Consider the following 24,719-nt stretch of genomic DNA (forward strand, 5'->3'; position numbering starts at 1 on the left):
CGTTTATGCTCGAACGGCTCATCGGCTGATCGGCGTGGTGCGCTGTCTCTGCTATATTCGTGCGACGTTTGCCCAATAACAGCGCCGTCAGCGGGAGCGCGTGCCATGAGCACTCACGGGATCATGCGGATAACAAAACGATTCGTACTGGTTGTGTTCGCGCTAATGAGCCTCACGCTCGGCGCGTTGAGCTGGGCCGACGACAACGCGCCTGCCCTCAGGGACAAATACGACGCGCTCGCGCCGCAACTCAAGTCGAACGTGTTCAACCGGCCGATCCATCTGGATTCAGAAGAGACGTCGAACACGTTGAAGGGCGACATCTATGCCGTCGTCGATTATCCGTTCGCCACTGTCAACCGCGCATTCAACGACCCGCAGCAAGGCCCTGCCAACTGGTGCGAAGTACTGATCCTGCATCTGAACACGAAGTACTGCCGCGCGTCCGCCGGCGGCAACGGCGCGACCATCAGCATGAACGTGGGCAAGAAGACGGAGCAGGAACTCGGCGACACGTACCGCGTGCAGTTCAATTACCGGTCGGTGGCGACGAATCCGGACTATTTCCAGGTCGATCTGAGTGCGGCAACGGGACCGCTCAGCACAAAGGACTATCGCATCGTGCTCGAAGCCGTCGATATCGGCAAAGGACACACGTTCCTGCATCTCACGTATTCATATGGATTCGGCACGGCAGGCCGTATCGCGATGAAGACTTATCTCGCGACGATAGGCAGTGCGAAAGTGGGATTCACCAAAGCATCGGGCGACTATATAGGCGGTGTGCGTGGGCTGGTGGAACGCAACACGATGCGCTATTACCTCGCCATCGACGCATACCTTGCTTCGCTTGCCCTTCCCTCCGACACGCGCGTCGATCAGCGTTTCGCCACCTGGTTCGACGCGACCGAGCAATATCCGCGTCAGTTGCACGAACTCGACCGGCAAGAGTACTTGCAGATGAAGAAGAACGAGTACCAGCGCCAGCAAACGGCGCAATAGCGCTATCCATCATGGCGCGGCGCGATGCCGCGCGGCATGCTTGACGGCTAGCGGTCGATCGTCGCCATATCGTGAATGCGCAGGAAGTCTTCCCGCTCGTCGTAAAGCGCGGCGAGTATCGAGTGTGCTTCGATGGGATCGAGAGTCGGATCGGTGACCGTCATCATGATGTCGTACATGGCCACCGCGCCCGAATAGAACGCAGTCTCCGACTCGCGAAGCCGCGCCTGCGACACGCCACGCGAAATCTGACGCGCGCAAAATGCTTTCCAGAACGATGCAATGGTCAACACCGCGTTCATTGTGCCCTCTCCGCTTAAACGCCATGGCTCGACCACACCGCTGCGGCGTTTGCTCTCTCAGGTTCCGCGTGCAATCGGATTGCCCCGCAAAGCGGTGCATCCGTGCACATCTGTTAAGCGCGATTGAATTGAGTTCATCAAACGGCCGCGCATGTTTTCTCGACGCACAATATGACAACGCGATTTTCATCGTGCATTGTCTACGCCAGGATAATGCCGCCTGATTCGCCGATAAGCCGCTCACATGATGCGGTCCAACAGCCTTTTACACGCAGACCTTAGGTAACGCAAAACCGCTTGAAACGCCGCAATACAAGGCATTCACGAGCATTTGGATCGAGACCCGCGCGTTGTTCTTATCATAGTAGGTTTATGCCGCACCGCAACCTGTTTGCAATGCAGATACGCTGTCTATTTCGTTTTCTTCTCGAATGGAAAGCGAAGTGCATATATGACTCGATGATTTACCGGTTGTCGCGTGGGAAAAAGATAAAGCCGGAAAATCATTCGTCGTTTAGCGATGCGATATTTGCGCGAATACGCAGCGCGGCGCGAATGAATCACGCCGTTTGCAACGTGTCGCGCACCGGTCGCGTTCAGGCCGCAGCGAGCTTGAACGAAGAAACGGTATCGTCGAGTTCGCGGCCCTGATGCCGCAGCGATTGCGAGGCAGCCGAAGCCTGTTCGACCAGCGCCGCGTTCTGCTGCGTCACCGTGTCCATCTGCGAGATGGCCTGGTTGATCTGTTCGATGCCACGCCCCTGCTCTACGGAAGCCGCAGCGATCTCCTCGATGATTTCGGAAACGCGCGCGACAGCCTGGTTCACATCGGTCATCGTACGGCCCGCGTCATCGGCGAGAGAAGCACCGCTCTGAATCTCTTGCACCGAGCGCGCAATCAGTTCCTTGATCTCCTTCGCCGCTTGCGCCGAGCGCTGCGCGAGATTGCGCACTTCGCCCGCGACCACCGCGAAGCCGCGGCCTTCCTCGCCTGCGCGCGCCGCCTCGACTGCGGCGTTCAGCGCGAGAATGTTCGTCTGGAACGAAATGCCTTCAATGATCCCGGTGATCTCGGCGATCTTGCCCGAACTGGAACTGATCGCTTCCATCGTCGTCACCACGCGTTCGACGGTGCGGCTGCCGCGCTGGGAAATCTCGGACGCATTCGATGCCAGCGACTTCGCATGCTGCGCGCTATCGGCGTTCTGCTTCACGGTCGAGGTCAACTGCTCCATGCTCGCCGCCGTTTCCTGCAACGATGCAGCCTGCGCTTCCGTGCGTCGGCTCAGGTCGCTGTTGCCCGTGGCGATTTCATTCGTCGCCGTGGAGACGTTCGCGCTGCTCGATCGCACGCGGCCGACCGTTTCTGTGAGCCGGTCGTTCATATCGCGCAGCGCCTTCAGCAGTTCGCCTGCTTCGTCATCGCGATCGACGACGATACGGCTGGTGAGGTCGCCCGTCGCAACGGTGCGCGCGACTTCGACGGCGCGGGTGATCGGTTGCGTGATCGAGCGCACCATGCGCACGGCCAGCACGATCGATGCGAGTATCGCGAGCGCGCTCACGCCGAGAATGGCGTTGCGCAGCATCGCATAGCGTTCCTCGAACTTCTGCACGATCTCGCCCTGGCGGGTCTTCGTGTAGGTCGCGTAGTCGTCGGTTGCCTTGACGAGCGCGGCGAGCAGCGGACGGCAATGGTCGTCCATTTCCTTGATCGCCTCGTCGTGATGGTTGTTGAGCGCGAGGCCCACGATGTTCAACGCAACGGGCCCATAGAGCCCTTCGACGCGATTCATCTCGGCGACCAGCGAACGAGCGGTGTCGCTTGTGTCGCTCGCGCTGTTGATCATGTCGTTGAGCTGCTTGAGCTTGATGCCGACATCCTCATGCGCGCGTTTCACCGCAGCCGTCTCGAGGTCGAGATCGGCCTGGGTCGTGACGAGCACGAGATTGCGCGCAGCGATCGCGCGGCGATCGACGGCCGCGCGCAGTTCGGCCGCCACCTGCACGCGCGCGTCGATGCCATGCACATACTGGCTGAACCCCTGCGTCGTGCTGGCAAGGCTGAAAAGCGAAACAACGGAAATAACGACTGCTATGGCCGCCATCGACAGGAAACCGACGAACAGCCTCATCTTGATGGTCAAGTTCTTTTTCACTGCTGGCCCCCGGGTTTTTACCAATAAATCTGCTTTCGCGATGAATCTTTTTATGCGAAAAAAACGCCTGCTCTCAGGTTTCAGGCGTTGTTCGTGCAGCGTCCGCGCTGCCTACGGGTTCTGCGCGCGGATTCGCTTCGACTTACTGGATATCGGCTTTCGCTTCCCAAATATTTAACATGCGCGCGTGTTCGCAACGGGTTCGCTCGCCGTTCAGTGACAATCGGCAGGATTTCCCAACCAACTTAGTCAATGCTCGAAAAAATGATGGGTGAAGCGGGCAGCGCCGATGCGCCACCGGATACGGCGGCAAAACATATGCCGTGTGGATGTGAGTGAAAGGGAATGATCAATCCCAGTTTTCGTCGATCCATTCGATCGCCCATGTGCGTGCGCAAATCATGGCGTCGGATTCATCGACGAATGAATCAATATCGCCCGATTGATGCACTTCGGCGGGCGTATTCGCTGTCGCCCCGCGAGTGAGCTTGGCTTGGGCGACATAGTGGCCGTCTTCGTCGTGCCTGGCCCGGCAGTCGATGTGAAATCCCTTGTAGTCGAAATGCATGGCAAACCTCCTGTAGCGAAGAAAGTGCGATGCAATCCGGGCTTGGGTTTCTCCCGGCGGATGAATCAATCGTAGCATGGCAAATCGCGTGCTCGATTGTCCTTTTGCGTTGCATTGCACGCTAGCGTCCACCATTTCAGCCGTTGCAACCGTCCTGCGCCGTGGAAACGGGATACCTTGCCGGCGTGGAATGCCCGTTGCTCTCATCAATGACAAGAGACAAGACATCCGATAACAGCGTCAGACGAAAAGGGGCACAGCATGCACGACAGAACCTTCACACCAACCCGAAGTCGCGTCTGGACGGCGGCGCGCTTTGCCGCGCATTCAATGCCGCCACGCGTACTCGTCGTCGACGACTATATCGACTCCGCCGATGCACTCGCCGCGTTTCTCGCCAACAGCGGCTTCGACACACGCGTGGCGTACAACGGCTGCGACGCGTTGAAGGTCGCCAATGAATGGCACCCCGACAGCGTCGTGCTCGACGTCGCGATGCCCGGCGTGTCGGGTCTCGCGGTGGCGCGTACGCTGCGAGAGTCGCCGGGAACGGCTGGCGTGCCGCTGCTCGCCTACACCGCCTGCGAAACGGGCGACAACTACGCCGAGTTGCGCGCGGGCGGCTTCGACGGCGTATGCGCGAAGCCCATCGATCCGCTGACGGTCGTCGACATCCTCACAACGCTGCTGGCCATGCCCACGTTGAAGCGCGGGTACTATCACTCGTGATGGCGTCGCACCACGGCGCGACGCCACTTGTAAGGGGCGTTCCGTCCCGTTAATCTGACGCGCATCGCCGTTGCGGAGCGCGTCCATGATCACAGTACGAAGTCTTCTCGCGGCTTTCACCGTCGCCCTGCTGACTTCGTGCGCGAGTCTGCCGCCGCAGACAGATCGCATCGCGACGCACGCCGTCACCGACACGCAGAACACGCGGCTCGCCATCGCGTTCACACCGCAGGAACATCGGCATCCCGACGAGACCGCGTTCCACCTGCTGCCCGATGCCGTCGATGCGCTCGTCGCGCGGCTCGTGCTAGCGGAAGCGGCAGACCGCACGCTCGACTTGCAGTACTACATCTGGCATGACGATCTGACGGGCCGCGGACTGGCGTCGGCCGTGTTGCACGCCGCCGATCGCGGCGTGCGCGTGCGGATTCTGCTCGACGATCTCGGCACCAATGCCGACGACAATCTGCTGCTCGCACTCGACTCGCATCCGAACGTGCAGATTCGCCTCTTCAACCCCGTCGCCAACCGCACCTTCAAGAAGCTCGGCATGGCCACCGAGTTCTTTCGCGTGAACCGGCGTATGCACAACAAGTCGATGATCGCGGACAACCAGGGGGCGATACTCGGCGGTCGCAATATCGGTGACGAATATTTCGGCGCTTCGAACGACGTCGCGTTCGGCGATCTCGACGTACTCGTGCATGGGCCTGTCGTGCACGAGGTGTCGTCGGCATTCGACCTTTTCTGGAACTCCGAAGCCGCGTATCCGATCGACGGGCTGATGGGCCGCAAGGCGGACCCTGCGGCGCTGGCGGACGTACGCAAACAGCTCGACGCGTATATGGCATCCCAGGAAAACAACCCCTACGTCCTGAACGCACGCGCACGGCTCACGCAGGTCGTTCATTCGCAGGACGCCGTGTTTTCATGGGGCAAAGCCACTTTGCTCTATGACGATCCCGCGAAAATCACGCGCGCGCCGGGCGACTCGCAGGGCCATCTGATGACGCAGTTCAAGGCACTCGAATTGCAGCCGACGCAACAGATGCTCGTCGTCTCGCCGTATTTCGTGCCCGGAAAAGAAGGCGTCGCGTGGCTCTCGGGACTCACGCAAAAGCAGGTGCGCGTCACCGTGTTGACCAACTCGCTTGCCGCCACCGACGTCGCCGCCGTCCATGCCGGCTATCAGCGCTACCGCAAGGCGCTGCTCGAAGCAGGCGTGCACCTCTACGAACTGAAGCCCGTCGCGGAAGACAAAACGGCGGACAAGACAGCGGACAAAGCGGAAGACAAGAAGCATCTGTTCGGCTCGTCGAAGGCATCGCTGCATGCGAAGACTTATGTGTTCGACCGCGACAGCATCTTTATCGGCTCGATGAATCTCGATCCGCGTTCGGTCGAACTCAACACGGAGATCGGCGTGTACTGCGAGAGCGCGCCAGCCGCCGCGCAGGTTGTCGATACGCTTGAGCCGAACCTGGATCGCATCGCATGGCGGCTCGAATTGCGCGCGAATGCAAACGGCACGAGCAGTATCGTATGGATCGATACCGCGCCCGACGGCACCGTCAAAGTACTCGATAGCGAGCCGGACGTATCGGCAATGCGCAAGGCGGGTATCTGGTTTCTGAGCATTTTGCCCATCGAATCGCAGCTATAGCGGTGTCTGCGCGACGGCGCCGTCTTTACGCGGTCTTTACGCGCACCGTGCGTTTCTTTTGAAAATCTCGACGGCAATGTCCGTAGAGTGCCTGCATCCGGGCTCGTACCAGACGATATGCAGGAACAACACAATCTAGCCAAAGGACGGTGGCGGTACACGCTTATCAGGCTCGCATTGATGGCGGCGAGCCTCGCGCTATGCGCCGCGCTGCCGTTCGGCCATGCGCAAGCGGAAACCGCGCCTCAGGCATCTCAAGCGTCGCCAGTGCCCCTAGCGCCTCAGGCCGCCGACACGCCCGTTCTTCCCTCTCCCGCCGATATCGTCGCCACCTTGCGCGCGCAGTTCCGCGTCTCAGCCGCCGATGCATTGACGATCGCGCAAGCCGTTCTCACTGAAGCCAACCGCTATTCGATGTCGCCCGTGCTGCTGTTGTCGGTGATGGCCGTCGAATCGGGCTTCGATCCGCGCGCGGTGAGCACGCTCGGCGCGCGCGGGCTGATGCAGGTGCTGCCCGCCGCGCATCCGCGTGCGTTCTCCAACGTGAAGGAGCTCGATGATCCCGCCATCAACGTGCGCATCGGCTCGTCGATTCTGCGCGGTTATCTCGATGCTGAGGGCGGCAATATCGATGCCGCGCTGTGGCGCTATAGCGGCGGCGGGAAAGGGTATGCGCGCCGCGTGGCGGTGCATATGCGGCGGTTCAGTGCGGTGCTGGGCAGCAACGCGATGCCGGTCGTGAAGGTATCGGCGGACACGCTACCCTGACCTCACCCCTCCCGTGTCATCAACTGCTGCGCGAGCGCATGCGCGTGCGGCGTGAGCGCGGAAAAATCCCGCGCACACAGATGCAGACGCCGCGTCGTCCACGCCTCCGACAACGGCAGCACGACGATATCCGCACTACACAACGGCTGCGTGCAGGCCGCAGGCAGAATCGCGATGCCGACGCCCGCCGCGATCAGGCGGCCCAGATCCGCGACATTGCGCAAGCGCACGCGATACTGCAATTGTCGTCCGAGCCGCGACGCGCGATCCGTCAGATGACGCTCCAGCGCCGCATCGGACAAGCCCACGAACGCCTCATCGACGATATCGGCAAACGCAACCCGTTCGTCGTTCGACACGCGATGCGTGCGGCTCGCGGCCACCACCAGTTGATCGTCGGCAATGACGTGTGTCTGTAGCGCAGCAAGATCGGCGATATCCGCGACGATGCCGAGATCCGCGCGCCCTTCGGCGACGGCCCGCACGATGTCCGCGCTCGGACGCTCGTCGATATCGACGGAAAGGTCGGGGTGCGCGGTGAGGAAGCGGCAAAGCTGCTCGGGCAGGAACGACGCAAGCGCCGCCGTGTTCGACATCAGATGTACGCGGCCCTTGAGGCCCTTCGCGTAGTTGCGCAGTTCGCCGCGCATCTGCTCGATTTGCCCGACGATCAGCCGCGCGTGACGCACGAGCGCCTCGCCGGCGGGCGTCGCGCGCACGCCGCGCCGCGTGCGTTCGAGCAGCGGCGTGCCCAGCGCGGACTCCATGCCGGAGATGCGCTCGCTCGCGGAAGCGAGTGCGAGATGCATCGCCTGCGCGCCACGCGTGAGGCTGCCGTGCTCGACGACCATCAGGAATAGCCGCAGGTCGGTGAGGTCGAAACGCGACGTGGTCGTCATCTTCGTCTAAGGCGAACTCTGGCATCGGAGAATCCCGATTGTATCCGCGAAGCGCGCGCCGCTATGATCCGTCGGATGAACAATCTATTCCTTGTGGCGGGCGCCGGGCTGGTCGCGGGCGGCATGAATGCGCTGGCAGGCGGCGGCTCCTTCGTCACGCTGCCTGCGCTGATCGCGGCGGGCGTGCCTTCGGTTCAGGCGAACGCATCGAGCACCGTCGCGCTGTATCCGGGCGGGCTCGCGAGCGCGTGGGCGTATCGCGACGGGCTCGGGCCGATCGGCGCCGTGTCGTTGCGGGCGCTGCTGATCACGACGCTCGTCGGCGGGATCTGCGGCGCATTGCTGTTGCTGCTCACGCCGTCGAAGACCTTCGATATCGTCGTGCCGTGGCTGTTGCTCGTCGCGACCGTCGCGCTTGCGTTCGGCCGGCGCTTCGGGGAATGGATGCGCGCGCGCTGGCACATCGGGCGCGCGGCCGTGCTCGTCGTGCAGTTTGCGCTGGGTGTGTATGGTGGTTATTTTGGCGGCGCCGTCGGCATCATGATGATGGCCGTGTGGGGATTGCTCGATAGCCGTGAGCTGAAACTGCTCAACGCGCCGCGAACGCTGCTGGTGAGTGCGGCCAATACGATGGCCGTCGTTACTTTTATCGTCGCGCGGGCGGTGCATTGGCCGGAGACGATCGTTATGCTGATCGGGGCGTTGATCGGGGATATGGTGGCGCGTTGGTCGGTCGGCGCGCGTCCGCGCCAGTTATACGCTATGGCACTTTGGGCGTTACGGGTTGTATTACGGTTGCGTTTTTTGTGCGCGCGTATGGGTGACTTTGGCGGCGGTGCGCGGCGTGGGTGCGGTGGACATTTGCCTTTTCGCTGGCATTTGCGGTTTGACTTCGTAGCGCGGCCGGTTTGGTTTGCTGGTGGTTGCGCTGGCATCCGCGTTATGGTGTTTGCCGTTCACGCGTCGCCCCTGTGCGGGGCGACGCGTGAAGCACGAAGGCAAAACGCGGATGCCAGCGAAAGGCAAATGCACAGGGGCAACGCGTGAAGCGCGCTAACGAATCGCGGATGCCAGCACAAACACCAGCAAACCAAACCAACAGTTGCGCCGCACTCTCACCCCGCATGCGCCGGCTGCTGCGCCTCATCGACCTGCGACGGATGCTTGCGATCTCGCGGCCCTGCGTCGCGCCCACCCTGCCCGGCCACCCGCGCCGGCCCGGACCCCGGCCCCTGCTGCGGACGATGCTCCGCGCGCCGCACAGGCGCACCATCGTGATGATCCGGCCGATGCGGATCATGCGCATACGCGGAACGCTCGCCATGCGAATGCGGACGATGCTCGTCCCGCCGCACCGGCATCACCGCATGGACAGGCGGATGCCCGCCACGATGGGCCATCTCGGCGCGCAAATGCTCGCGTCGGCGGAACACTTCGGCACGGCGGTCGCCGCGCGCATAGAAATGCCGATGACGCTTGCCATCCGGGCCCACCACCCACAAATACGTGCTCCCGCCGACAAACACCACGTCGCGATCCACGACGCCCGCAATATAGACATCGCTCGGCGCAGACACATAAACAGGCGGCGCAGGTGCGCGCACCACAACAGCGGGCGGTGGCGGTGGCGCCTGCACGGCAACGACAGCGGGCTGCGGCCTCGGCCGCGCGGGCGCGGCGGAAATCTGCTGCTCGCTGGTGACACAGCCGGCTAACGTTGCAAATGCGGCAACCGCCGCGAAAGATGTGGCCAGCTTCATCGTGTTCAAATGCGGCTCCCCGTTTTATGTGGTCGTTCTGGTTCGCCCGCATTAACGGCAAAGTCTTACAGAAGCTTTAGCGCGACAGGCACATGGCCGCATGGCCGCCTGTATCATCGGCCTGTGTCCATCTGCGACAACCCGCACGAGCAAAACGCAATGCCTTCGAGGAGCACCGCGTGAACGTCAGTGAAGCCGTCACCAGCCGCAAGTCCGTCCGCCAGTTTCTTCCGACACCCGTTCCACCCGACGCGATCCGCCGTGTGCTCGCCACCGCCGCGCGCTCGCCGTCGGGCGGCAATCTGCAGCCCTGGCATATCCACGTGGTAGGCGGCGACGCGCTCGCGCGCCTCAAGCACATCATGCGCGAACGCGTCGCGGATGCGCCGGACGGCGAAGAGATGGAGTACAACGTCTATCCGCCGGGCCTCCACTCGCCATATCGCGAGCGGCGCTTTCAGGTAGGCGAAGACCTTTACCGCAGCATCGGCGTCGCGCGTGAAAACCGGCCCGCGCGCCTCGCGCAGTTCGCGCGCAACTTCACGTTCTTCGATGCACCGCTCGCGCTCTTTTGTACCGTCGACCGCCGCATGGGCCCGCCGCAATGGGCCGATCTCGGCATGTTCATGCAGACAGTCATGCTGCTGTTGCGCGAAGAAGGGCTGCATAGCTGCCCCCAGGAATGCTGGGCGCAGTACCCGCAGACGATCGGCGCGTTTCTCGACCTGCCCGCCGAACGCATGCTGTTCAGCGGCATGGCGATCGGCTACGAAGATACGGATGCCGCGATCAACCAGTGGCGCTCGCAGCGCACGCCGCTGGACGAATTCGCGCAGTTCATCGGCGTCTGACCATCAGCAGAAAAAACCGTCACGACCCCATCGCGGGCATGAAGTTGAACGATGGCGTCGGCACGAACTGTCCCGACACTTCGCCGGAATAGACCTGGCCTTTGTCGATGGTGAGCTTGAGCACGGGTGCGCCCGGTTTCAGGTTCAGCTTGTGCAGATCGATCCAGAAGGTATCGGGACGCGTCGACGAATCGAAGTAATAAACGAGGTTCTTCTGATCGGCGACCGTGCGCCAGATCGTCGACGACAGGTTCGGCTGATCGGGCGTGCTGATGCCGAGCGGCACGCTGACGGAACGCATCACGCTCATCACGCTCGCCACAGCTTGATACGCATACGAACGGTTCGGCACGCCGACGATGTAGTTCGGGTCGAGTTGCTTCGGAATCGCATCGAGCAGGAACGACGCGCGCACGAAGCGGTCGGCCGCGCGATTCGTGCCAGGCAGGAACGTCAGGCCACCGACGCCGCGCCAGTATGTATCCAGCGCAAGCTGCTCGCTGTAGACAGGCGAGTTCGTCATGATCCTGTACGACTTGCCGTGGTGGATGACGAGCTTGCCATCCAGATACTCGAGAATCGCGGAGTCGCCGCTCGCATCGGAGAGCGACAGATGAATGGTGAGCGGCTTGCCGTTCGGCAGCGGCGGCGCAATGATCTGAAACGGCTCCTTGCCGAACACGTCGACGGCCTCGGCGACGCTTGCGAAATTGTCGAGCGCGTATTGCGCCCACAGGCTGATCGACATCGGCGCGCGTGCGGGGTCGGGCTTGCCGTAATCCGTCTCCGCCAGATAAAGCGCGTTCGCCACCAGTCCGCGTTCGTTCATTCCGTCGACGCTGCCGATCTCATAGCCCGACACGATCACGCTGCCGTACTTCGCTTTCCAGTGCGGCGAGCGCGGCCCTGCGCGCCCATCGCGCTCGATGCCCGCAGGAAACACCCACAGGTTCGACATCATGTCTTCGGACCAGTCCATCGACCGCCCGGTGATCACGAGATTGCCATCGCCGACATAGAGCGCTCGGGTGCAGGCATCGGCCGTCAGCGCGATGGTTAGCGAAATGAAGAGCGCGGCAAAGGCCGCAAGCGCCAGGGAGAACTTCGCAAACGGTCTACGCATCAGCTTTCCTTTTGGCCCACGCCAGGCCGCTCATGTTGCCAATACGACTGCTACGATTTCGGAGATCCGGCAACCGTATTCTGTACCGCGATCGATGAAAGCGCATGCATAAAAGCAGCCCGCCGTCGCGTTTCGCGCATTGATGCGAAAATCATGGTTTCCTGAAGCCAACACGAGAGCATCCGATGTTCGAAGCCACCATCAATACCGCGCTGCCCAAGGCCGAGTTCTATCAGGAACTGGCGTCGCAGGCGCGCTCGCTGCTCGAAGGCGAATCGAATCAGATCGCCAATGCCGCCAATCTGTCGGCGCTGCTCTTCAACACCCTGCCGGAACTGAACTGGGCCGGTTTCTATTTCGCCCTCGAAGGCGAGCTGGTCGTCGGTCCGTTTCAGGGCAAGCCCGCCTGCGTGCGTATTCCGATGGGCCGTGGCGTATGCGGCCGCGCAGCCGAAACGCGTGAGACGCAGGTCGTGCCGGATGTCGATGCGTTTCCGGGGCATATCGCGTGCGATTCGGCGTCGCGCTCCGAGATCGTGATTCCGCTGCAAAAGGCAAGCGGCGAACTGGTCGGCGTGCTCGATATCGACAGCCCCGTGCTCGCGCGCTTCGACGAAGAAGACCGCCGTGGCCTGGAAGAAGTCGCGCGCATCTTCGTCGCGTCGCTTCGCTGAACTGAAAAGCTGAACACCTGGCGGGCTCCGCCTCTTCCCCAACACGAAGCATATGCACTAAGATCGCGTTCACATCGTCTCTTCCAGGTGAAACGCGGTGGATCTCAACGACGTCCGCATCTTTGTCAGCGTCGTCCAGACTGGCAGTCTCATGAACGCGGCCAGCCGGATGGACGTGCCGCTCGCCACCATCAGCCGGCGCATTCGCGCGCTGGAAAAAGAGCTGAACGTGCAGCTGCTGGAGCGTTCTGCGCGCGGCACGCGGCTCACCGACGCCGGCGCGCGGCTCTACCAGCATGCCAGTCTCGGCGTCGAGATTCTGAAAGACGGCGAGGAAGCCGTCGTCTCCGATCAGGCCATGCTCAAAGGGCGGCTGCGCCTGTCGCTGCCGCCCGCGTTCGATATCTGGTGGGATCTCCTGCACGACTTTCAGCGTCGCTACCCTGACATCCGCGTGCATGTGTACACGACCGAACGGCGCGTCGATCTGATCGAGGAAGGCATCGACGTGGCGTTACGCGTCGGCGTGATTGCGCATGAAGCGATGGTTGCGCGGCGCATGCTGTCGTATCGTCACGTGCTGGTTGCGAGTCCGCAACTGATCGAGCGCTTCGGCATGCCGCACGAACCGTCCGCGCTCACCCGCCTGCCCTGCGCGCTCTGGAACCGCGCGCCCAATGACGCCAACACATGGCAACTGGGCAAGACGACGGTCGAGCCGCACATCGTGCTGACGACCAACGACTACGCACAGCTTCGTTATCGCGCGCTGAACGGCGAGTTCGTCACCGAGATTCCGCCCTTTCTCGCCGCCGAGCCGATCCGGCAGGGACGGCTCGTCCCGCTGCTGCCCTCCTACCCGTTGCCGGATCAACAGGTCAACCTGCTGTATCCATCACACCGGCATCCTTCCGCCATCGTGCGGACCTATCTCGAGTTCTGTCAGTCGCGCATCGCGTGGTTCGTCGATCAATGCGCGATCGACTGGACATCGTCGTCAGAGAACGCCTCCGCGTCCGATTCTCTCGCGCCGTCGAAATAAAAACCCCGAAGGCCGTGCGGCCTTCGGGGCGGGTTCAGCGCGAGCGGCAACAGCCGTCAGATGCTATGCAAAGCGCATCTCACAGCGCCTTGCCCGCCGATTCGAGCGCAGCCGCCACGCCTTGTCCATAGGCGGGGTCGGCCTTCGTGCAGTGCTCGATGTGCAGCTTCCGGATCGGCTCCGACACCCCCGTCAGGGCGCGCGCGGTGTTGTCGAACAACGCCTGCTGTTGCTCCGGCGACATCAGGCGGAACAGATTGCCCGGCTGCGAGAAGTAGTCGTCGTCGGTGCGATGGTTCCAGTGATCGGCGGCGCCTTCGATCGACAGCGGCGGCTCGCTGAAGTCCGGCTGATCGAGCCATTCGCCGCGCGTGTTCGGGTTGTACGGCGTCGCGCCGCCCATGTTGCCGTCGACGCGCATCGAGCCGTCGCGGTGATAGCTATGCACCGGGCACCTCGGCGCATTCACGGGAATCAGGCTGTGATTCACGCCCAGACGATAGCGCTGCGCGTCGCCGTACGAGAACAGGCGACCTTGCAGCATCTTGTCCGGCGAGAAGCTGATGCCTGGCACCACGTTGGCAGGATTGAACGCGGACTGCTCGACGTCGGCGAAATGATTGTCCGCGTTGCGATTCAGTTCCATCACGCCCACTTCGATCAACGGGTAATCCTTCTTCGGCCAGATCTTGGTCAGATCGAACGGGTTGTACGACGTCTTCGACGCGTCCGCTTCCGGCATCACCTGCACGTACATCGTCCACTTCGGGAATTCGTTGGCTTCGATCGATTCGTACAGGTCGCGATGCGAGCTTTCGCGGTCCGCGCCGACGAGCGCCGTGGCCTCCGCATCCGACAGGTTCTGGATGCCCTGCTGCGTGTGCAGATGGAACTTCACCCAGAAGCGTTCCTTGTCGGCGTTGATGAAGCTGAACGTATGGCTGCCGAAACCGTGCATATGACGGAACGACTTCGGAATGCCGCGATCGCTCATCACGATCGTGATCTGATGCAGCGCTTCGGGCAGTTGCGTCCAGAAGTCCCAGTTGCTTTCGGCGCTGCGCAGGCCTGAGCGCGGGTCGCGTTTGATCGCGTGGTTCAGGTCCGGAAATTTCAGCGGATCGCGCAGGAAGAACACGGGTGTGTTGTTGCCGACGAGGTCCCAGTTGCCTTCATCCGTATAGAACTTCACGGCGAAGCCGCGGATATCGCGCTCGGCATCGGCTGCGCCGCGCTCGCCCGCTACCGTCGAGAAGCGCGCGAATAGTTCCGTCTTCTTGCCGATCTGCGAAAAGATCTTGGCGCGCGTGTACTTCGAAATGTCATGCGTGACCGTGAACGTGCCGAACGCGCCCGAGCCCTTCGCATGCATGCGGCGCTCGGGAATCACCTCGCGGTCGAAGTGCGCGAGCTTCTCGAGGAACCACACGTCCTGCAGCAATGCCGGGCCGCGCGGGCCCGCCGTCTGGGTGTTCTGATTGTCTACAACGGGTGCGCCAAAAGCAGTCGTCAGCTTGTTCACGTCTAACCCTCCAACACTGATAGGAAGCTCCGGGGACGCGCCACCGGATCGTACTGTGGGATTTCCAGCGACTGCGGCCGCCATGGCAGATCGGCAACCGCTGTCTCGGGAGGCGAAATCGGGGACGGTCATGCCGTCGTCATGTCGGTCCGCGCAGTGCTCACCACGCGCGGACCGGTTGCTGCGGGAGCGATCTTAGCGCCATTCGAACAAGCGAGCAGAGAAGGGGCGAGCCTTGAATTGCAAGGCATGCAGCGTCTGCAAGACGCGCTGCCGGAAGCGGACGACGGATGAATGACGTTCAATGCGCTATAGGTCAAAGTGCTATGAGTTTGCGAAATCCGATAAAAATTTTAAGTTAGCGCTCGCTTTATTGTCCCTGTCATATACGTACCAGATTGCCGGTCTATGACAGATAACTAACGAAGAACACGCCAAACGACACTCGATGTCCACCGCATTCGCCCACACAGTCGAAGCAAGCTTCGCGACGCTGACGCCCACGGCCAAGCGCATCGCCAGCTACATGCTGGCGAATCTGGAACGCCTCGGCCTGGAAACGGCGGACCAGATTGCGCAGCAGACGGGCACGAGCGGGATATCGGTGGGGCGCTTTTTGCGCAGCGTCGGCTATCGCAATCTCGACGACCTGAAGCGCGAGTTACGCGGCGCGCAATCGCGCCCGTGGTTCATCACCGACCGGCTCGACGCTTACCGCAGCGAGCGCGACGACAGTAGCGACAATGGCGCGAACGGCGTCGATGTGGGCGACGCGGGCGATGCCACCACCGCGCGCTCGCTCGATCTAGAAGTCGATGCCATTCGCTACGTGTATCAACTGGCGCAAGGCGAGACGTTCGCGCGCATCGCGCAGCGCATTGCCGACGCCGATGCCGTTTTTATTCTCGGCATTCAATCCACGCGCGGCATTTCCAACGCGTTCTACAGCTACCTGGAGTACCTGCGCCCGCGCGTGTTCTATTCGGACGGCATGTCCGGCTCGTATGTCGACTCGCTCAATTCGGAGTTCACGTCGCCGTATCTGATCGTCACCGACACGCGCGCCTATTCGCGCATCGCGCGGCGCTATTGCGAAGCGGCGACGCGGCGCGAATTGCCGTTTGCACTCGTCACCGATCTCTATTGCCCGTGGGCTCGCGAATTCCCCAGCGACCTGATTCAGGTGAAGACGGACGTTGGCCAGTTCTGGGATTCGCTTGCGCCGCTTACGTGCCTGTTCAATCTGCTATTGACATCGATCGTTGAACGATTGGGTCCGGCTATCGACCAACGTGTTGCGCGCAACCGAGAGTTGCAGCGCGAACTCGATCAATTCGACCTCTGACTCTCATGAACGATACCCCACACCTGATTCATGTCACGCCCGAAACGCATGGCGTCGAGCTCGACCTCGCCTACGCGACCGCCAATAACTTCACCGGCAAGCCGATCTACAAGGAAGCGCATTGCCTGTTGCTCGCGCCCGCCGAAGCGAGATTGCGCAAGGCGGTTGAACTCGCGGCCAGCGTCGGCATGAAGCTGCGCATTTTCGATGCGTACCGTCCGCCGCAGGCGCAACAGGTTCTTTGGGACTTCTTGCCCGATCCGACCTATATCGCGGAACTTGGGCGCGGCTCGAATCATAGCCGCGGCACGGCGCTCGATCTGACCTTGATCGACAGCCACGGCGAAGCGCTCGACATGGGCACGGGCTTCGACGCGATGGTCAAGGAGTCCGAGCATTTTCACAAAGGGCTGCCGCAGCATGTGCAGCGCAACCGCTTGCTGCTGCTCGGCATCATGCACGCGGCCGGCTTCACGCATATTGCCAGCGAGTGGTGGCATTACGAAATACCCGGCTCGCGCGCGCTGCCCATCATCGACAACAGCGAAAGCGGTCCGTTGAAGCTGATGTAATCCACGTTCTTTTTGCAGCCTTCCCACGCATGTTCCCTCTCGATACGGAGCGAGTATGAATCTGGTTCTGCGCAATGCGCTAGCGGCAGTAGCCGTCGTTTCGGCACTGACGCTTACGATGACGACAACAAGCACTGCATTGGCGGCCACGCCGAAAGACATGCTGGTGATCGCCACCACGCTCGACGAATTCTCGACGCTCGATCCGGGCGAAGTGTACGAGCTGGTGCCCGAGGAATATGTCGCGAATACGTACGACCGCCTCGTGCGCGTCGATCTGAAAGACCCGTCGAAATTCAACGGCGACGTCGCGCAGTCGTGGTCGGTCAGCCCGGACGGATTGACGTTCACGTTCAAGATTCGGCCGGACCTCAAGTTCCATTCGGGCAACCCGCTCACGGCCGATGACGTCGCATGGTCGATTCAGCGCTGCGTGCTGCTCGACAAGGGCGCGGCGGCCGTGCTGCAGGGCATTGGCCTGACCAAAGACAACGCGCTGCAAAACGTGAAGAAGATCGACGACTCGACCGTCAGCATCACGACCGACCAGAAATACGCGCCCACGTTCGTGCTCAACGTGCTGGGCGCGTGGCCTGCATCCGTGCTCGACAAGAAGCTGCTGCTGTCGCACCAGAAAGGCAATGATTTCGGCAACGAATGGCTGCGCACGAATGAGGCAGGCTCCGGCGCGTACAAGCTCGTCAAATGGACGGCGAACGACAGCATCATCCTGCAGAAGTACGACGGCTACCGTATGCCGCTGGCCATGAAGCGCATCGTGATGCGCCATGTGCCGGAGGCATCGAGCCAGCGCCTGCTGCTCGAAAACGGCGACGCGGACGTCGCGCGCAATCTCAGCCCCGACGATCTCGCCACGCTCACCAAGGGCAACAAGGTGACCGTGACGTCCGTGCCGCAGGCCACGCTGCTCTATCTCGGCCTCAACGTGAAGAACCCGAATCTCGCGAAGCCAGAAGTGCAGGAAGCGATGAAATGGCTGATCGATTACGACGGCATCCAGAAGAACGTGACGAAGAACACCTTCAAGGTTCATCAGACGTTCCTGCCGGAAGGCTTTCTCGGCGCGCTGAACAGCAATCCGTATCATCAGGATGTGGCCAAAGCGAAGGCGTTGCTGGCGAAGGCCGGCTTGCCGAACGGCTTCAACGTGACGATGGACGTGCGCAGCGCGTATCCGTACAACGAAATCGCGCAGGCCGTGCAGGCCAATCTCGCGCAAGGCGGCATCAAGGTCGAGATCATTCCGGGCGACAACAAGCAGACGCTCGCAAAGTACCGCGCGCGCCAGCACGATATTTATATCGGCGAATGGTCGGCGGATTACATCGATCCGCACAGCAACGCGCAAGGCTATGCGTGGAATCCCGACAACTCCGACAAGTCCGCGTACAAGATGCTCGCATGGCGTAATTCGTGGGACATTCCCGATCTGACGAAAGAGACCAACGCGGCACTCGCCGAATCGTCGACGGCCAAACGCGCGCAGCTCTATCAAACGATGCAGAGGGAAATGCTCGCGAAGTCGCCGTTCGTCATCATGTTCCAGCAGGTGTCGCAAGTGGCGATGCGTCCGGGCGTGTCGGGCCTCGAAGTCGGTCCGATCAACGATCTCGTGTCGTATCTGCACGTGAAGAAGCAATAGGCACGCGGCAGATATGTCGACCCCGCTCACTCCCATCGACCAGATCCGCGCTGCGTCCGCGCGCAGCGCGGGCTTGCGCTGGACGTTGCGCGTGCTGCGCTGGGTGCTCACGCTCGCCATCACGTTCACGGGCCTGCTGGCCGTGACTTTCGTGATCGGCCGCAAGGTGCCGATCGACCCCGTGCTCGCGATACTTGGCGACCGCGCGTCGGCGAGTGCTTATGCGGCCGCGCGCATCCAGCTCGGTCTCGACAAGCCGCTCGCCGAGCAGTTCTTCATTTATGTGAGCGCGGTGCTGCACGGCGATCTCGGCGTATCGCTGCTGACTGCGAACCCCGTAATCGACGACATCAAGCGCGTGTTCCCCGCGACACTCGAACTCGCGACACTGTCGACGATAATCGGCGTGCTGGTCGGCGTGCCGCTCGGCGTAATCGCCGCCGTCCGGCATAACCGCTGGATCGATCACGTGGCACGCTTCATCGGGCTGATCGGCAGTTCGGTGCCGGTGTTCTGGCTCGGCCTGATGGGACTATTGCTGTTCTATGCGAAGCTGCATTGGGTGTCTGGACCGGGTAGGCTGGACCCCGTGTTCGACGGCATGGTGGATACGCGCACGGGCAGCCTGCTGATCGATTCATTGATCGCGGGCGAATGGGATGTGTTTTTCAATGCGCTGTCACATATCGCATTGCCTGCCGCGATACTTGGCTACTACTCGGTCGCATATCTGAGCCGGATGACGCGCTCGTTCATGCTCGACCAGTTGAATCAGGAGTACATCACCACGGCACGCGCCAAAGGTCTGTCGGAGCGGCGCGTGGTGTGGGTGCATGCGTTCGGCAATATCGCGGTGCCGCTGCTCACGGTTATCGCGCTCTCGTACAGCTTTCTGCTCGAAGGTTCCGTGTTGACGGAAATCGTCTTCGCGTGGCCGGGCATCGGCTCGTATCTGACGGGGGCGTTGCTGAACGCCGACATGAATGCCGTGCTCGGCAGCACGCTTGTGATCGGCATTACCTTCATCGCGTTGAATCTGCTGACCGACGCGCTCTATCGCGTGTTCGATCCGCGTGCCCGCTGATGCAACGGAGACTTTCGACGTGCGACCTCCTGTTGACCGTTCACCATCGGACTGGCCGATGAACGCGCCCCGTCCGACCTGGAAGGAATGGCTGCTGACGGACACGCCCGCATCGCGCCGGCAAGCCGCGGTTGGCCTTGCGTACCGGCGCTGGCGGCGCTTCAGGGGCAATCCATTGTCGGTGTTCGGCTTCTCGATTCTCGTGCTGCTCGTGATCGTCGCGATCATCGGGCCGTGGATCGCGCCGCACGATCCGTTGAGACAGATACTGTCCGACCGGCTGTTGCCGCCCGGTTCGGCGTCTCACTGGCTCGGCACCGATCAGCTTGGCCGCGATATTCTCTCGCGCATCATTTACGGGTCGCGGCTAACGCTTTCTATCGCGATCCTCGTCGTGGTGGTCGTCGTGCCCATCGGTCTCCTGATCGGCACGACGGCGGGCTTCTTCGGCGGCTGGGTGGATAACGTGCTGATGCGCGTGACCGACATCGCGCTCGCGTTCCCGAAGATCGTGCTCGCGCTCGCCTTCGCGGCTGCCTTGGGGCCGGGTGTGTTCAATGCCGTGATCGCCATTTCGATTACCGCGTGGCCCGCGTATGCGCGGCTCGCGCGCGCCGAAACCTTGCGACTCGTGCAGACCGACTTCATTCACGTTGCGCGGCTGCAAGGCGCGTCTAACCTGCGCATTCTGCTGCGCTATATCGTGCCGCTCTGTTCGTCATCGGTGATCGTGCGCGCGACACTCGATATGGCGGGCATCATTCTGACCGTCGCGGGCCTCGGCTTTCTCGGGCTGGGCGCGCAGCCGCCGAGTCCCGAATGGGGCTTCATGGTTGCATCGGGCCGCAATGTGCTGCTCGATTCGTGGTGGGTCGCCACCATTCCCGGCTTCGCGATTCTGCTCGTGAGCCTCGCGTTCAATCTGCTCGGCGACGGATTGCGCGACGTCTTCGATCCGCGTCATGGAGACTGACATGAGCACGCACGACACGACGCCCGCATTGTGCGAAATCGACGATCTGCGCATCGCGTTCCGCACGCACGATGGCACGATGAACGAAGCGGTGCGTGGTCTATCGCTGACGCTGAACAAGGGCGAGCGGCTTGGCATCGTCGGCGAGTCGGGGTCCGGTAAATCATTGACGGGTCGCGCGCTGCTGGGATTGTTGCCGCCCGCCGCGCATTGCACGGCGAAGACAATGCGTTTCGACGGCAACGATCTGCTCGACATGCGCGCCGACAAGCGCCGGAAGCTGTGTGGTCAGCAGATGGGCATGATCCTGCAAGACCCGAAATATTCACTGAACCCGGTGATGACCGTCGCGCAGCAGATGCGCGAAGCGTTCGCGCTGCATGAGCCGAAGCTTGGACGGCGCGCGATGCGCGAGAAGATCATTGCCGCGCTCGAGGCCGTGCATATCCGCAACCCGGAGCGCGTGGTGGATTCGTATCCGCATGAACTCTCGGGCGGCATGGGGCAGCGCGTGATGATCGCGATGATGGTATCGACGGGGCCACGCCTGTTGATCGCCGACGAACCGACCAGCGCGCTCGACGTGCTGGTATCGATGCAGGTACTCGCCGTGCTCGACGAGATGATCGCGAAACATGATACTGGCCTCATCTTCATCAGCCACGACCTGCCGCTCGTGATGTCGTTCTGCGACCGCGTCGTGGTGATGTACGCGGGGCGTGTCGTCGAAACCTGCGCGGCGCGCGATCTTGTCCATGCGCAGCATCCGTATACGCGCGGCTTGTTGGCGGCGAATCCGCCGCTTGCCAATCCGCCTGCCGAGTTGCCTGTTCTCTCGCGCGATCCCGCATGGCTCAACGATGCGCAAGGAGCATCCGCATGATCGACGTCGATGCAGTGACCGTTCGCTTCAAGACGGCTGCAGGCGCTGTCGACGCGGTGCGCAATGCGAGCTTTCATGTCGCGCAGGGCGAAGTGTTTGGTCTTGTCGGCGAATCGGGTTCCGGCAAGTCGACGATCTTGCGAGCATTGAGTGGGCTTACGCCGATTGCGCTAGGCACGATGCGCATCGCGCGGCACGAGCAAGCGGCGCAAAAGCGCGATGTGCAAATGGTGTTTCAGGACCCGTATGGCTCGCTGCATCCGCGCTTTACCGTCGATCAGACATTGCGCGAGCCGTTGCGTATCAATGGAATCGATCGACATGAAGAACGCATCGTCAATGGGCTGCGGGAAGTGGGGTTGAATGCGTCGTTTCGGTTTCGCTATCCGCATCAGTTGTCGGGCGGGCAACGGCAGCGTGTTGCTATTGCGCGTGCGCTGATCGTGGAGCCAAGTGTGCTGTTGCTCGACGAGCCGACCTCGGCGCTCGATGTGTCCGTGCAGGCCGAAATTTTGAACTTGCTCAAACGCCTGCACCAAGAGCGCAATCTGACGATGATTCTTGTCAGTCACAATCTCGCCGTGGTCGGTTTTTTGTGTTCGCGGGTCGCGATTATGCGTAATGGTGAGATTGTCGAGAAGCTCGATATTGAGCGCATTCGCGCGCATGAGGTTGAGAGTGAGTATTCGCGTAGTCTGTTGCTTGCTACTGGGGGTTATCGGCGGAAGGTTGTGGAGGTGATAGGGGTTGATACTTCGATGTGAGTGAGTGTGGTGGTTTTTTTTTTGCGGGCATCCGCGATTTGTTATCTAGCTTCACGCGTTGCCCCTGTGCGGGGCGGCACCTACTTTTCTTTGCCGCAAAGAAAAGTAGGGGAATCTCTGCAAAAGGTCCTGGCATTGCCGTGAGGGTTGACTATCCTGGAAGCAGGATAGTTAAAGGAGTTGCGTGATGACACAGCTTGGTCTTGGCCTGGATCTGTCAACGAAGCGTACCCGCAAGCGCGAGTTTCTCGACGAGATGACTCGCGTGGTGCCGTGGCAGAAACTGATCGCGCTCATCGAGCCACACTATCCCAAAGGCAAGACCGGGCGCCCACCGTTTCCGATCCAGACGATGCTGCGCATTCACTTCCTGCAGCAGTGGTTCAGTCTCTCGGACCCGGCCATGGAGGAGGCATTACACGACATCCCGTTGTATCGGGAGTTCGCGCTGCTGGACACGGGCATGACGCGGCTGCCAGACGAAAGCACGATCCTGCGGTTCCGCCACCTGCTTGAGGCCCATGAACTGTCGGCCAGAATACTGGCGACGGTCAACGAGATCCTGCAGGCGAAAGGCCTGATGCTCAAGGTGGGCTCAGCGGTCGATGCGACGCTGATTTCGGCACCCAATTCGACGAAGAAACCCGGCACGCGAGACCCGGAGATGCGTCAGACGCAAAAAGGCGGCAGCTGGTACTTCGGCATGAAGGCACATATCGGAGTCGATGTGGAGTCGGGGCTGGTGCATACCGTGAAGTGCACGCCGGCGAACGTTCATGACATCACGGTGGCGCATGAACTGTTGCATGGCAAAGAGAAGGTTGCGTTTGCCGATGCGGGCTATGTGGGCATCGAGAAGCGAGGCGAAACGGGTACGGTCCAGTGGTACGTCGCGATGAGACCGGGCAAGCGAAACAAGCTGGACAAGAAAAAGAGGCTGGACAGGATCTACAACAAGATCGAGCGGCTCAAGGCGGGCGTGAGAGCGAAGGTGGAGCACCCGTTTCGCGTACTGAAATGCCAGTTTGGATATCTGAAGGCGAGGTATCGGGGGCTGGCAAAGAACACAGCGCAGATCGAAACGCAGTTCGCGCTGGCCAATCTCTGGATGGCGCGCAAGATGCTGTGAAGCGGTGCAACGAAGGAAGAAAATGCACCGCATGAGCACAGCGCCGGCGAGCACAGACGCGACCGGTAGCGACTCAGCGACGTGCGAATGACGACGCGATCTTCACTCCAGGTATTCGGTTAGAAGTCCAGCGCAAAAAACGGGTTATTCAGACCTTCCCCTACTTTTCTTTGCGGCGGCAAAGAAAAGTAGGTGCCGCCCCGCACAGGGGCGACGCGTGAAGCTAGATAACAACTCGCGGATGCCAGCGCAAACACTAGCAAACCAAACCGCCCTCGGCATAAAAGCATCAAACCCGGATGCCGCCGCAGAGGCAGAAAAACCCAAACCGCAAATGCCATTGCGAAACGGCAAAAAAACTCAGCGCCGCAGGCAATTACAAATTACTCCGCCGCATAAGTCTTCTGTTGCTGCTCGCCTAGCCCTTCAATCCCGAGCTTCACAGTCTGCCCCGGTTTCAAATAAACAGCCTCGGGCTTCACGCCCATCCCAACCCCCGGCGGCGTGCCCGTAGAAATCACATCTCCCGGCTGCAAGCTCATGCACTGCGACAAATACGAAACAAGCTTAGCGACACCAAACACCATGGTCTTCGTGCTGCCATTCTGATACCGATGCCCATCCACCTCGAGCCACAGCTTCAGATTCTGCGGATCCGCTACCTCATCACGCGTAACAACCCAAGGCCCGATCGGCCCGAACGTATCGAACCCCTTGCCCTTGTCCCATTGTCCAGCCCGCTCGATCTGCCACTCACGCTCTGACACGTCATTGATCACGCAATAACCCGCCACATAGTCAAGCGCGTTCGCCTCATCGACGTACTTCGCTTCCTTGCCGATCACGACGCCCAGTTCCACTTCCCAATCGGTCTTCTTCGAGCCACGCGGAATCTCAATCCCGTCGTTCGGCCCAACGATCGCGCTGGTCCACTTGTTGAAGACAACCGGCTCGCTCGGCACAGGCAGATTCGATTCGGCCGCATGGTCCGCATAGTTCAACCCGATACACACGAACTTTCCGATCTTGCCGACACACGGCCCAATGCGCGGATTGCCTTCGACAACCGGCAGCGTCGCCGGATCGATCGCGCGCAGTTTGGCAAGCGCTGCATCCGTCAACGTGTTGCCGTCGATATCGCCGACCACTTTCGACAGATCGCGAATCTTGCCTTGCGCATCCAGCAAGCCCGGCTTTTCCTGGCCCTTCGGTCCATAACGAAGCAGTTTCATCGCTGCAGTTTC

Annotated in this window: 24 protein-coding genes; 16 read left to right on the forward strand and 8 right to left on the reverse strand. The window is 61.3% G+C overall.

Annotated elements, in window-relative coordinates:
• Positions 1 to 165: 165 nt before the first annotated feature.
• Complete coding sequence (locus H1204_RS26120) at positions 166 to 1,002, forward strand: hypothetical protein (RefSeq protein ID WP_243468791.1); 837 nt, start codon at positions 166 to 168, stop codon at positions 1,000 to 1,002.
• Positions 1,003 to 1,049: 47 nt separating this feature from the next.
• Here the strand turns inward: H1204_RS26120 and H1204_RS26125 are convergent, their stop codons facing one another.
• From H1204_RS26125 to H1204_RS26135, 3 genes are all read right to left on the reverse strand, one after another.
• Entirely contained in the window at positions 1,050 to 1,304 is a 255-nt protein-coding gene (locus H1204_RS26125) for a hypothetical protein (RefSeq protein ID WP_180731412.1), read from the reverse strand.
• 596 nt (positions 1,305 to 1,900) lie between these two features.
• Positions 1,901 to 3,412, reverse strand: coding sequence for a methyl-accepting chemotaxis protein (locus H1204_RS26130; protein WP_243468792.1), 1,512 nt, complete (start codon positions 3,410 to 3,412; stop codon positions 1,901 to 1,903).
• A gap of 400 nt (positions 3,413 to 3,812) precedes the next feature.
• Complete coding sequence (locus H1204_RS26135; protein WP_007586771.1) at positions 3,813 to 4,031, reverse strand: hypothetical protein; 219 nt, start codon at positions 4,029 to 4,031, stop codon at positions 3,813 to 3,815.
• Positions 4,032 to 4,292: 261 nt separating this feature from the next.
• Here H1204_RS26135 and H1204_RS26140 point away from each other — a divergent pair, with 261 nt between their 5' ends.
• The 3 genes from H1204_RS26140 (at position 4,293) to H1204_RS26150 (ending at position 7,191) form a co-directional block, all read left to right on the forward strand.
• Entirely contained in the window at positions 4,293 to 4,760 is a 468-nt protein-coding gene (locus H1204_RS26140; protein WP_180731413.1) for a response regulator, read from the forward strand.
• A gap of 85 nt (positions 4,761 to 4,845) precedes the next feature.
• Positions 4,846 to 6,423 (forward strand): phospholipase D family protein, encoded by a 1,578-nt coding sequence (locus H1204_RS26145; RefSeq protein ID WP_180731414.1) that lies wholly within the window; start codon positions 4,846 to 4,848, stop codon positions 6,421 to 6,423.
• Positions 6,424 to 6,540: 117 nt separating this feature from the next.
• Positions 6,541 to 7,191 carry a lytic transglycosylase domain-containing protein gene (locus tag H1204_RS26150; RefSeq protein ID WP_243468672.1) on the forward strand — a complete coding sequence of 217 codons (651 nt, stop codon included), beginning with the start codon at positions 6,541 to 6,543 and terminating at the stop codon, positions 7,189 to 7,191.
• Between the two features lie 2 nt (positions 7,192 to 7,193).
• Here the strand turns inward: H1204_RS26150 and H1204_RS26155 are convergent, their stop codons facing one another.
• A complete protein-coding gene (locus H1204_RS26155; protein WP_180731415.1) occupies positions 7,194 to 8,090 on the reverse strand; it encodes a LysR family transcriptional regulator in 897 nt (298 codons plus the stop codon).
• 75 nt (positions 8,091 to 8,165) lie between these two features.
• On the opposite strand from H1204_RS26155, the gene H1204_RS26160 reads away from it, so the two are divergent.
• On the forward strand, positions 8,166 to 9,137 hold the full coding sequence (locus H1204_RS26160) for a sulfite exporter TauE/SafE family protein (protein ID WP_180731416.1): 972 nt from the start codon (positions 8,166 to 8,168) through the stop codon (positions 9,135 to 9,137).
• Between the two features lie 68 nt (positions 9,138 to 9,205).
• Here the strand turns inward: H1204_RS26160 and H1204_RS26165 are convergent, their stop codons facing one another.
• Positions 9,206 to 9,850, reverse strand: a complete 645-nt coding sequence (locus H1204_RS26165) for a hypothetical protein (protein ID WP_243468793.1) — start codon at positions 9,848 to 9,850, stop codon at positions 9,206 to 9,208.
• Positions 9,851 to 10,029: 179 nt separating this feature from the next.
• Between H1204_RS26165 and H1204_RS26170 the strand changes: the two genes are divergently transcribed.
• A complete protein-coding gene (locus tag H1204_RS26170) occupies positions 10,030 to 10,701 on the forward strand; it encodes a nitroreductase (RefSeq protein ID WP_180731418.1) in 672 nt (223 codons plus the stop codon).
• 19 nt (positions 10,702 to 10,720) lie between these two features.
• Here the strand turns inward: H1204_RS26170 and H1204_RS26175 are convergent, their stop codons facing one another.
• Entirely contained in the window at positions 10,721 to 11,824 is a 1,104-nt protein-coding gene (locus tag H1204_RS26175; protein WP_180731419.1) for a linear amide C-N hydrolase, read from the reverse strand.
• 185 nt (positions 11,825 to 12,009) lie between these two features.
• Between H1204_RS26175 and H1204_RS26180 the strand changes: the two genes are divergently transcribed.
• Both H1204_RS26180 and H1204_RS26185 read left to right on the forward strand, forming a co-directional pair.
• Positions 12,010 to 12,498, forward strand: coding sequence for a GAF domain-containing protein (locus tag H1204_RS26180; RefSeq protein ID WP_180731420.1), 489 nt, complete (start codon positions 12,010 to 12,012; stop codon positions 12,496 to 12,498).
• 97 nt (positions 12,499 to 12,595) lie between these two features.
• Complete coding sequence (locus H1204_RS26185; protein WP_180731421.1) at positions 12,596 to 13,540, forward strand: LysR family transcriptional regulator; 945 nt, start codon at positions 12,596 to 12,598, stop codon at positions 13,538 to 13,540.
• 79 nt (positions 13,541 to 13,619) lie between these two features.
• Here the strand turns inward: H1204_RS26185 and H1204_RS26190 are convergent, their stop codons facing one another.
• Positions 13,620 to 15,062: a catalase gene (locus H1204_RS26190; protein WP_180731422.1), complete on the reverse strand. Its 1,443-nt coding sequence runs from the start codon at positions 15,060 to 15,062 to the stop codon at positions 13,620 to 13,622.
• A 448-nt stretch (positions 15,063 to 15,510) separates the two neighbouring features.
• Here H1204_RS26190 and H1204_RS26195 point away from each other — a divergent pair, with 448 nt between their 5' ends.
• The 8 genes from H1204_RS26195 to H1204_RS26230 all read left to right on the forward strand — a co-directional run bounded on the left by H1204_RS26195 (position 15,511) and on the right by H1204_RS26230 (position 23,475).
• Entirely contained in the window at positions 15,511 to 16,407 is an 897-nt protein-coding gene (locus tag H1204_RS26195) for a MurR/RpiR family transcriptional regulator (RefSeq protein ID WP_180731423.1), read from the forward strand.
• 5 nt (positions 16,408 to 16,412) lie between these two features.
• Complete coding sequence (gene ddpX, locus H1204_RS26200; RefSeq protein ID WP_180731424.1) at positions 16,413 to 16,979, forward strand: D-alanyl-D-alanine dipeptidase; 567 nt, start codon at positions 16,413 to 16,415, stop codon at positions 16,977 to 16,979.
• A gap of 55 nt (positions 16,980 to 17,034) precedes the next feature.
• Complete coding sequence (locus tag H1204_RS26205; protein ID WP_180731425.1) at positions 17,035 to 18,642, forward strand: ABC transporter substrate-binding protein; 1,608 nt, start codon at positions 17,035 to 17,037, stop codon at positions 18,640 to 18,642.
• Positions 18,643 to 18,655: 13 nt separating this feature from the next.
• Positions 18,656 to 19,726 carry an ABC transporter permease gene (locus tag H1204_RS26210; RefSeq protein WP_007744467.1) on the forward strand — a complete coding sequence of 357 codons (1,071 nt, stop codon included), beginning with the start codon at positions 18,656 to 18,658 and terminating at the stop codon, positions 19,724 to 19,726.
• A 58-nt stretch (positions 19,727 to 19,784) separates the two neighbouring features.
• Positions 19,785 to 20,699, forward strand: coding sequence for a nickel transporter permease (nikC, locus tag H1204_RS26215; RefSeq protein ID WP_180731426.1), 915 nt, complete (start codon positions 19,785 to 19,787; stop codon positions 20,697 to 20,699).
• Between the two features lies 1 nt (position 20,700).
• Positions 20,701 to 21,582, forward strand: a complete 882-nt coding sequence (locus H1204_RS26220; RefSeq protein ID WP_180731427.1) for an ABC transporter ATP-binding protein — start codon at positions 20,701 to 20,703, stop codon at positions 21,580 to 21,582.
• The gene (locus H1204_RS26225) at positions 21,579 to 22,346 is read left to right on the forward strand and encodes an ABC transporter ATP-binding protein (RefSeq protein WP_180731428.1); all 768 of its coding nucleotides are present in this window, start codon (positions 21,579 to 21,581) and stop codon (positions 22,344 to 22,346) included. The genes H1204_RS26220 and H1204_RS26225 overlap by 4 nt, the downstream gene beginning before the upstream one ends.
• A 187-nt stretch (positions 22,347 to 22,533) precedes the next feature.
• Entirely contained in the window at positions 22,534 to 23,475 is a 942-nt protein-coding gene (locus H1204_RS26230; protein WP_180731429.1) for an IS5 family transposase, read from the forward strand.
• Positions 23,476 to 23,858: 383 nt separating this feature from the next.
• Here H1204_RS26230 and H1204_RS26235 read toward each other — a convergent pair whose 3' ends face one another.
• A complete protein-coding gene (locus H1204_RS26235) occupies positions 23,859 to 24,707 on the reverse strand; it encodes an ureidoglycolate lyase (RefSeq protein WP_180731430.1) in 849 nt (282 codons plus the stop codon).
• Between the last annotated feature and the right edge of the window lie 12 nt (positions 24,708 to 24,719).

The sequence above is a fragment of the Paraburkholderia sp. PGU19 genome (genome assembly GCF_013426915.1).
GTDB lineage: Bacteria > Pseudomonadota > Gammaproteobacteria > Burkholderiales > Burkholderiaceae > Paraburkholderia.

What these genes read in the sequence shown, in the direction of transcription:
- H1204_RS26230 (WP_180731429.1), top strand. Translation starts at nt 22,534, where the DNA reads ATGACACAGCTTGGTCTTGGCCTGGATCTGTCAACGAAGCGTACCCGC.
- H1204_RS26145 (WP_180731414.1), top strand. Translation starts at nt 4,846, where the DNA reads ATGATCACAGTACGAAGTCTTCTCGCGGCTTTCACCGTCGCCCTGCTG.
- H1204_RS26160 (WP_180731416.1), top strand. Translation starts at nt 8,166, where the DNA reads ATGAACAATCTATTCCTTGTGGCGGGCGCCGGGCTGGTCGCGGGCGGC.
- H1204_RS26130 (WP_243468792.1), bottom strand. Translation starts at nt 3,412, where the DNA reads ATGGCGGCCATAGCAGTCGTTATTTCCGTTGTTTCGCTTTTCAGCCTT.
- H1204_RS26210 (WP_007744467.1), top strand. Translation starts at nt 18,656, where the DNA reads ATGTCGACCCCGCTCACTCCCATCGACCAGATCCGCGCTGCGTCCGCG.
- H1204_RS26155 (WP_180731415.1), bottom strand. Translation starts at nt 8,090, where the DNA reads ATGACGACCACGTCGCGTTTCGACCTCACCGACCTGCGGCTATTCCTG.
- H1204_RS26175 (WP_180731419.1), bottom strand. Translation starts at nt 11,824, where the DNA reads ATGCGTAGACCGTTTGCGAAGTTCTCCCTGGCGCTTGCGGCCTTTGCC.
- H1204_RS26205 (WP_180731425.1), top strand. Translation starts at nt 17,035, where the DNA reads ATGAATCTGGTTCTGCGCAATGCGCTAGCGGCAGTAGCCGTCGTTTCG.
- nikC (WP_180731426.1), top strand. Translation starts at nt 19,785, where the DNA reads ATGAACGCGCCCCGTCCGACCTGGAAGGAATGGCTGCTGACGGACACG.
- H1204_RS26195 (WP_180731423.1), top strand. Translation starts at nt 15,511, where the DNA reads ATGTCCACCGCATTCGCCCACACAGTCGAAGCAAGCTTCGCGACGCTG.
- H1204_RS26150 (WP_243468672.1), top strand. Translation starts at nt 6,541, where the DNA reads ATGCAGGAACAACACAATCTAGCCAAAGGACGGTGGCGGTACACGCTT.
- H1204_RS26125 (WP_180731412.1), bottom strand. Translation starts at nt 1,304, where the DNA reads ATGAACGCGGTGTTGACCATTGCATCGTTCTGGAAAGCATTTTGCGCG.
- H1204_RS26120 (WP_243468791.1), top strand. Translation starts at nt 166, where the DNA reads ATGAGCCTCACGCTCGGCGCGTTGAGCTGGGCCGACGACAACGCGCCT.
- H1204_RS26140 (WP_180731413.1), top strand. Translation starts at nt 4,293, where the DNA reads ATGCACGACAGAACCTTCACACCAACCCGAAGTCGCGTCTGGACGGCG.
- H1204_RS26135 (WP_007586771.1), bottom strand. Translation starts at nt 4,031, where the DNA reads ATGCATTTCGACTACAAGGGATTTCACATCGACTGCCGGGCCAGGCAC.
- ddpX (WP_180731424.1), top strand. Translation starts at nt 16,413, where the DNA reads ATGAACGATACCCCACACCTGATTCATGTCACGCCCGAAACGCATGGC.
- H1204_RS26165 (WP_243468793.1), bottom strand. Translation starts at nt 9,850, where the DNA reads ATGAAGCTGGCCACATCTTTCGCGGCGGTTGCCGCATTTGCAACGTTA.
- H1204_RS26180 (WP_180731420.1), top strand. Translation starts at nt 12,010, where the DNA reads ATGTTCGAAGCCACCATCAATACCGCGCTGCCCAAGGCCGAGTTCTAT.
- H1204_RS26220 (WP_180731427.1), top strand. Translation starts at nt 20,701, where the DNA reads ATGAGCACGCACGACACGACGCCCGCATTGTGCGAAATCGACGATCTG.
- H1204_RS26235 (WP_180731430.1), bottom strand. Translation starts at nt 24,707, where the DNA reads ATGAAACTGCTTCGTTATGGACCGAAGGGCCAGGAAAAGCCGGGCTTG.
- H1204_RS26225 (WP_180731428.1), top strand. Translation starts at nt 21,579, where the DNA reads ATGATCGACGTCGATGCAGTGACCGTTCGCTTCAAGACGGCTGCAGGC.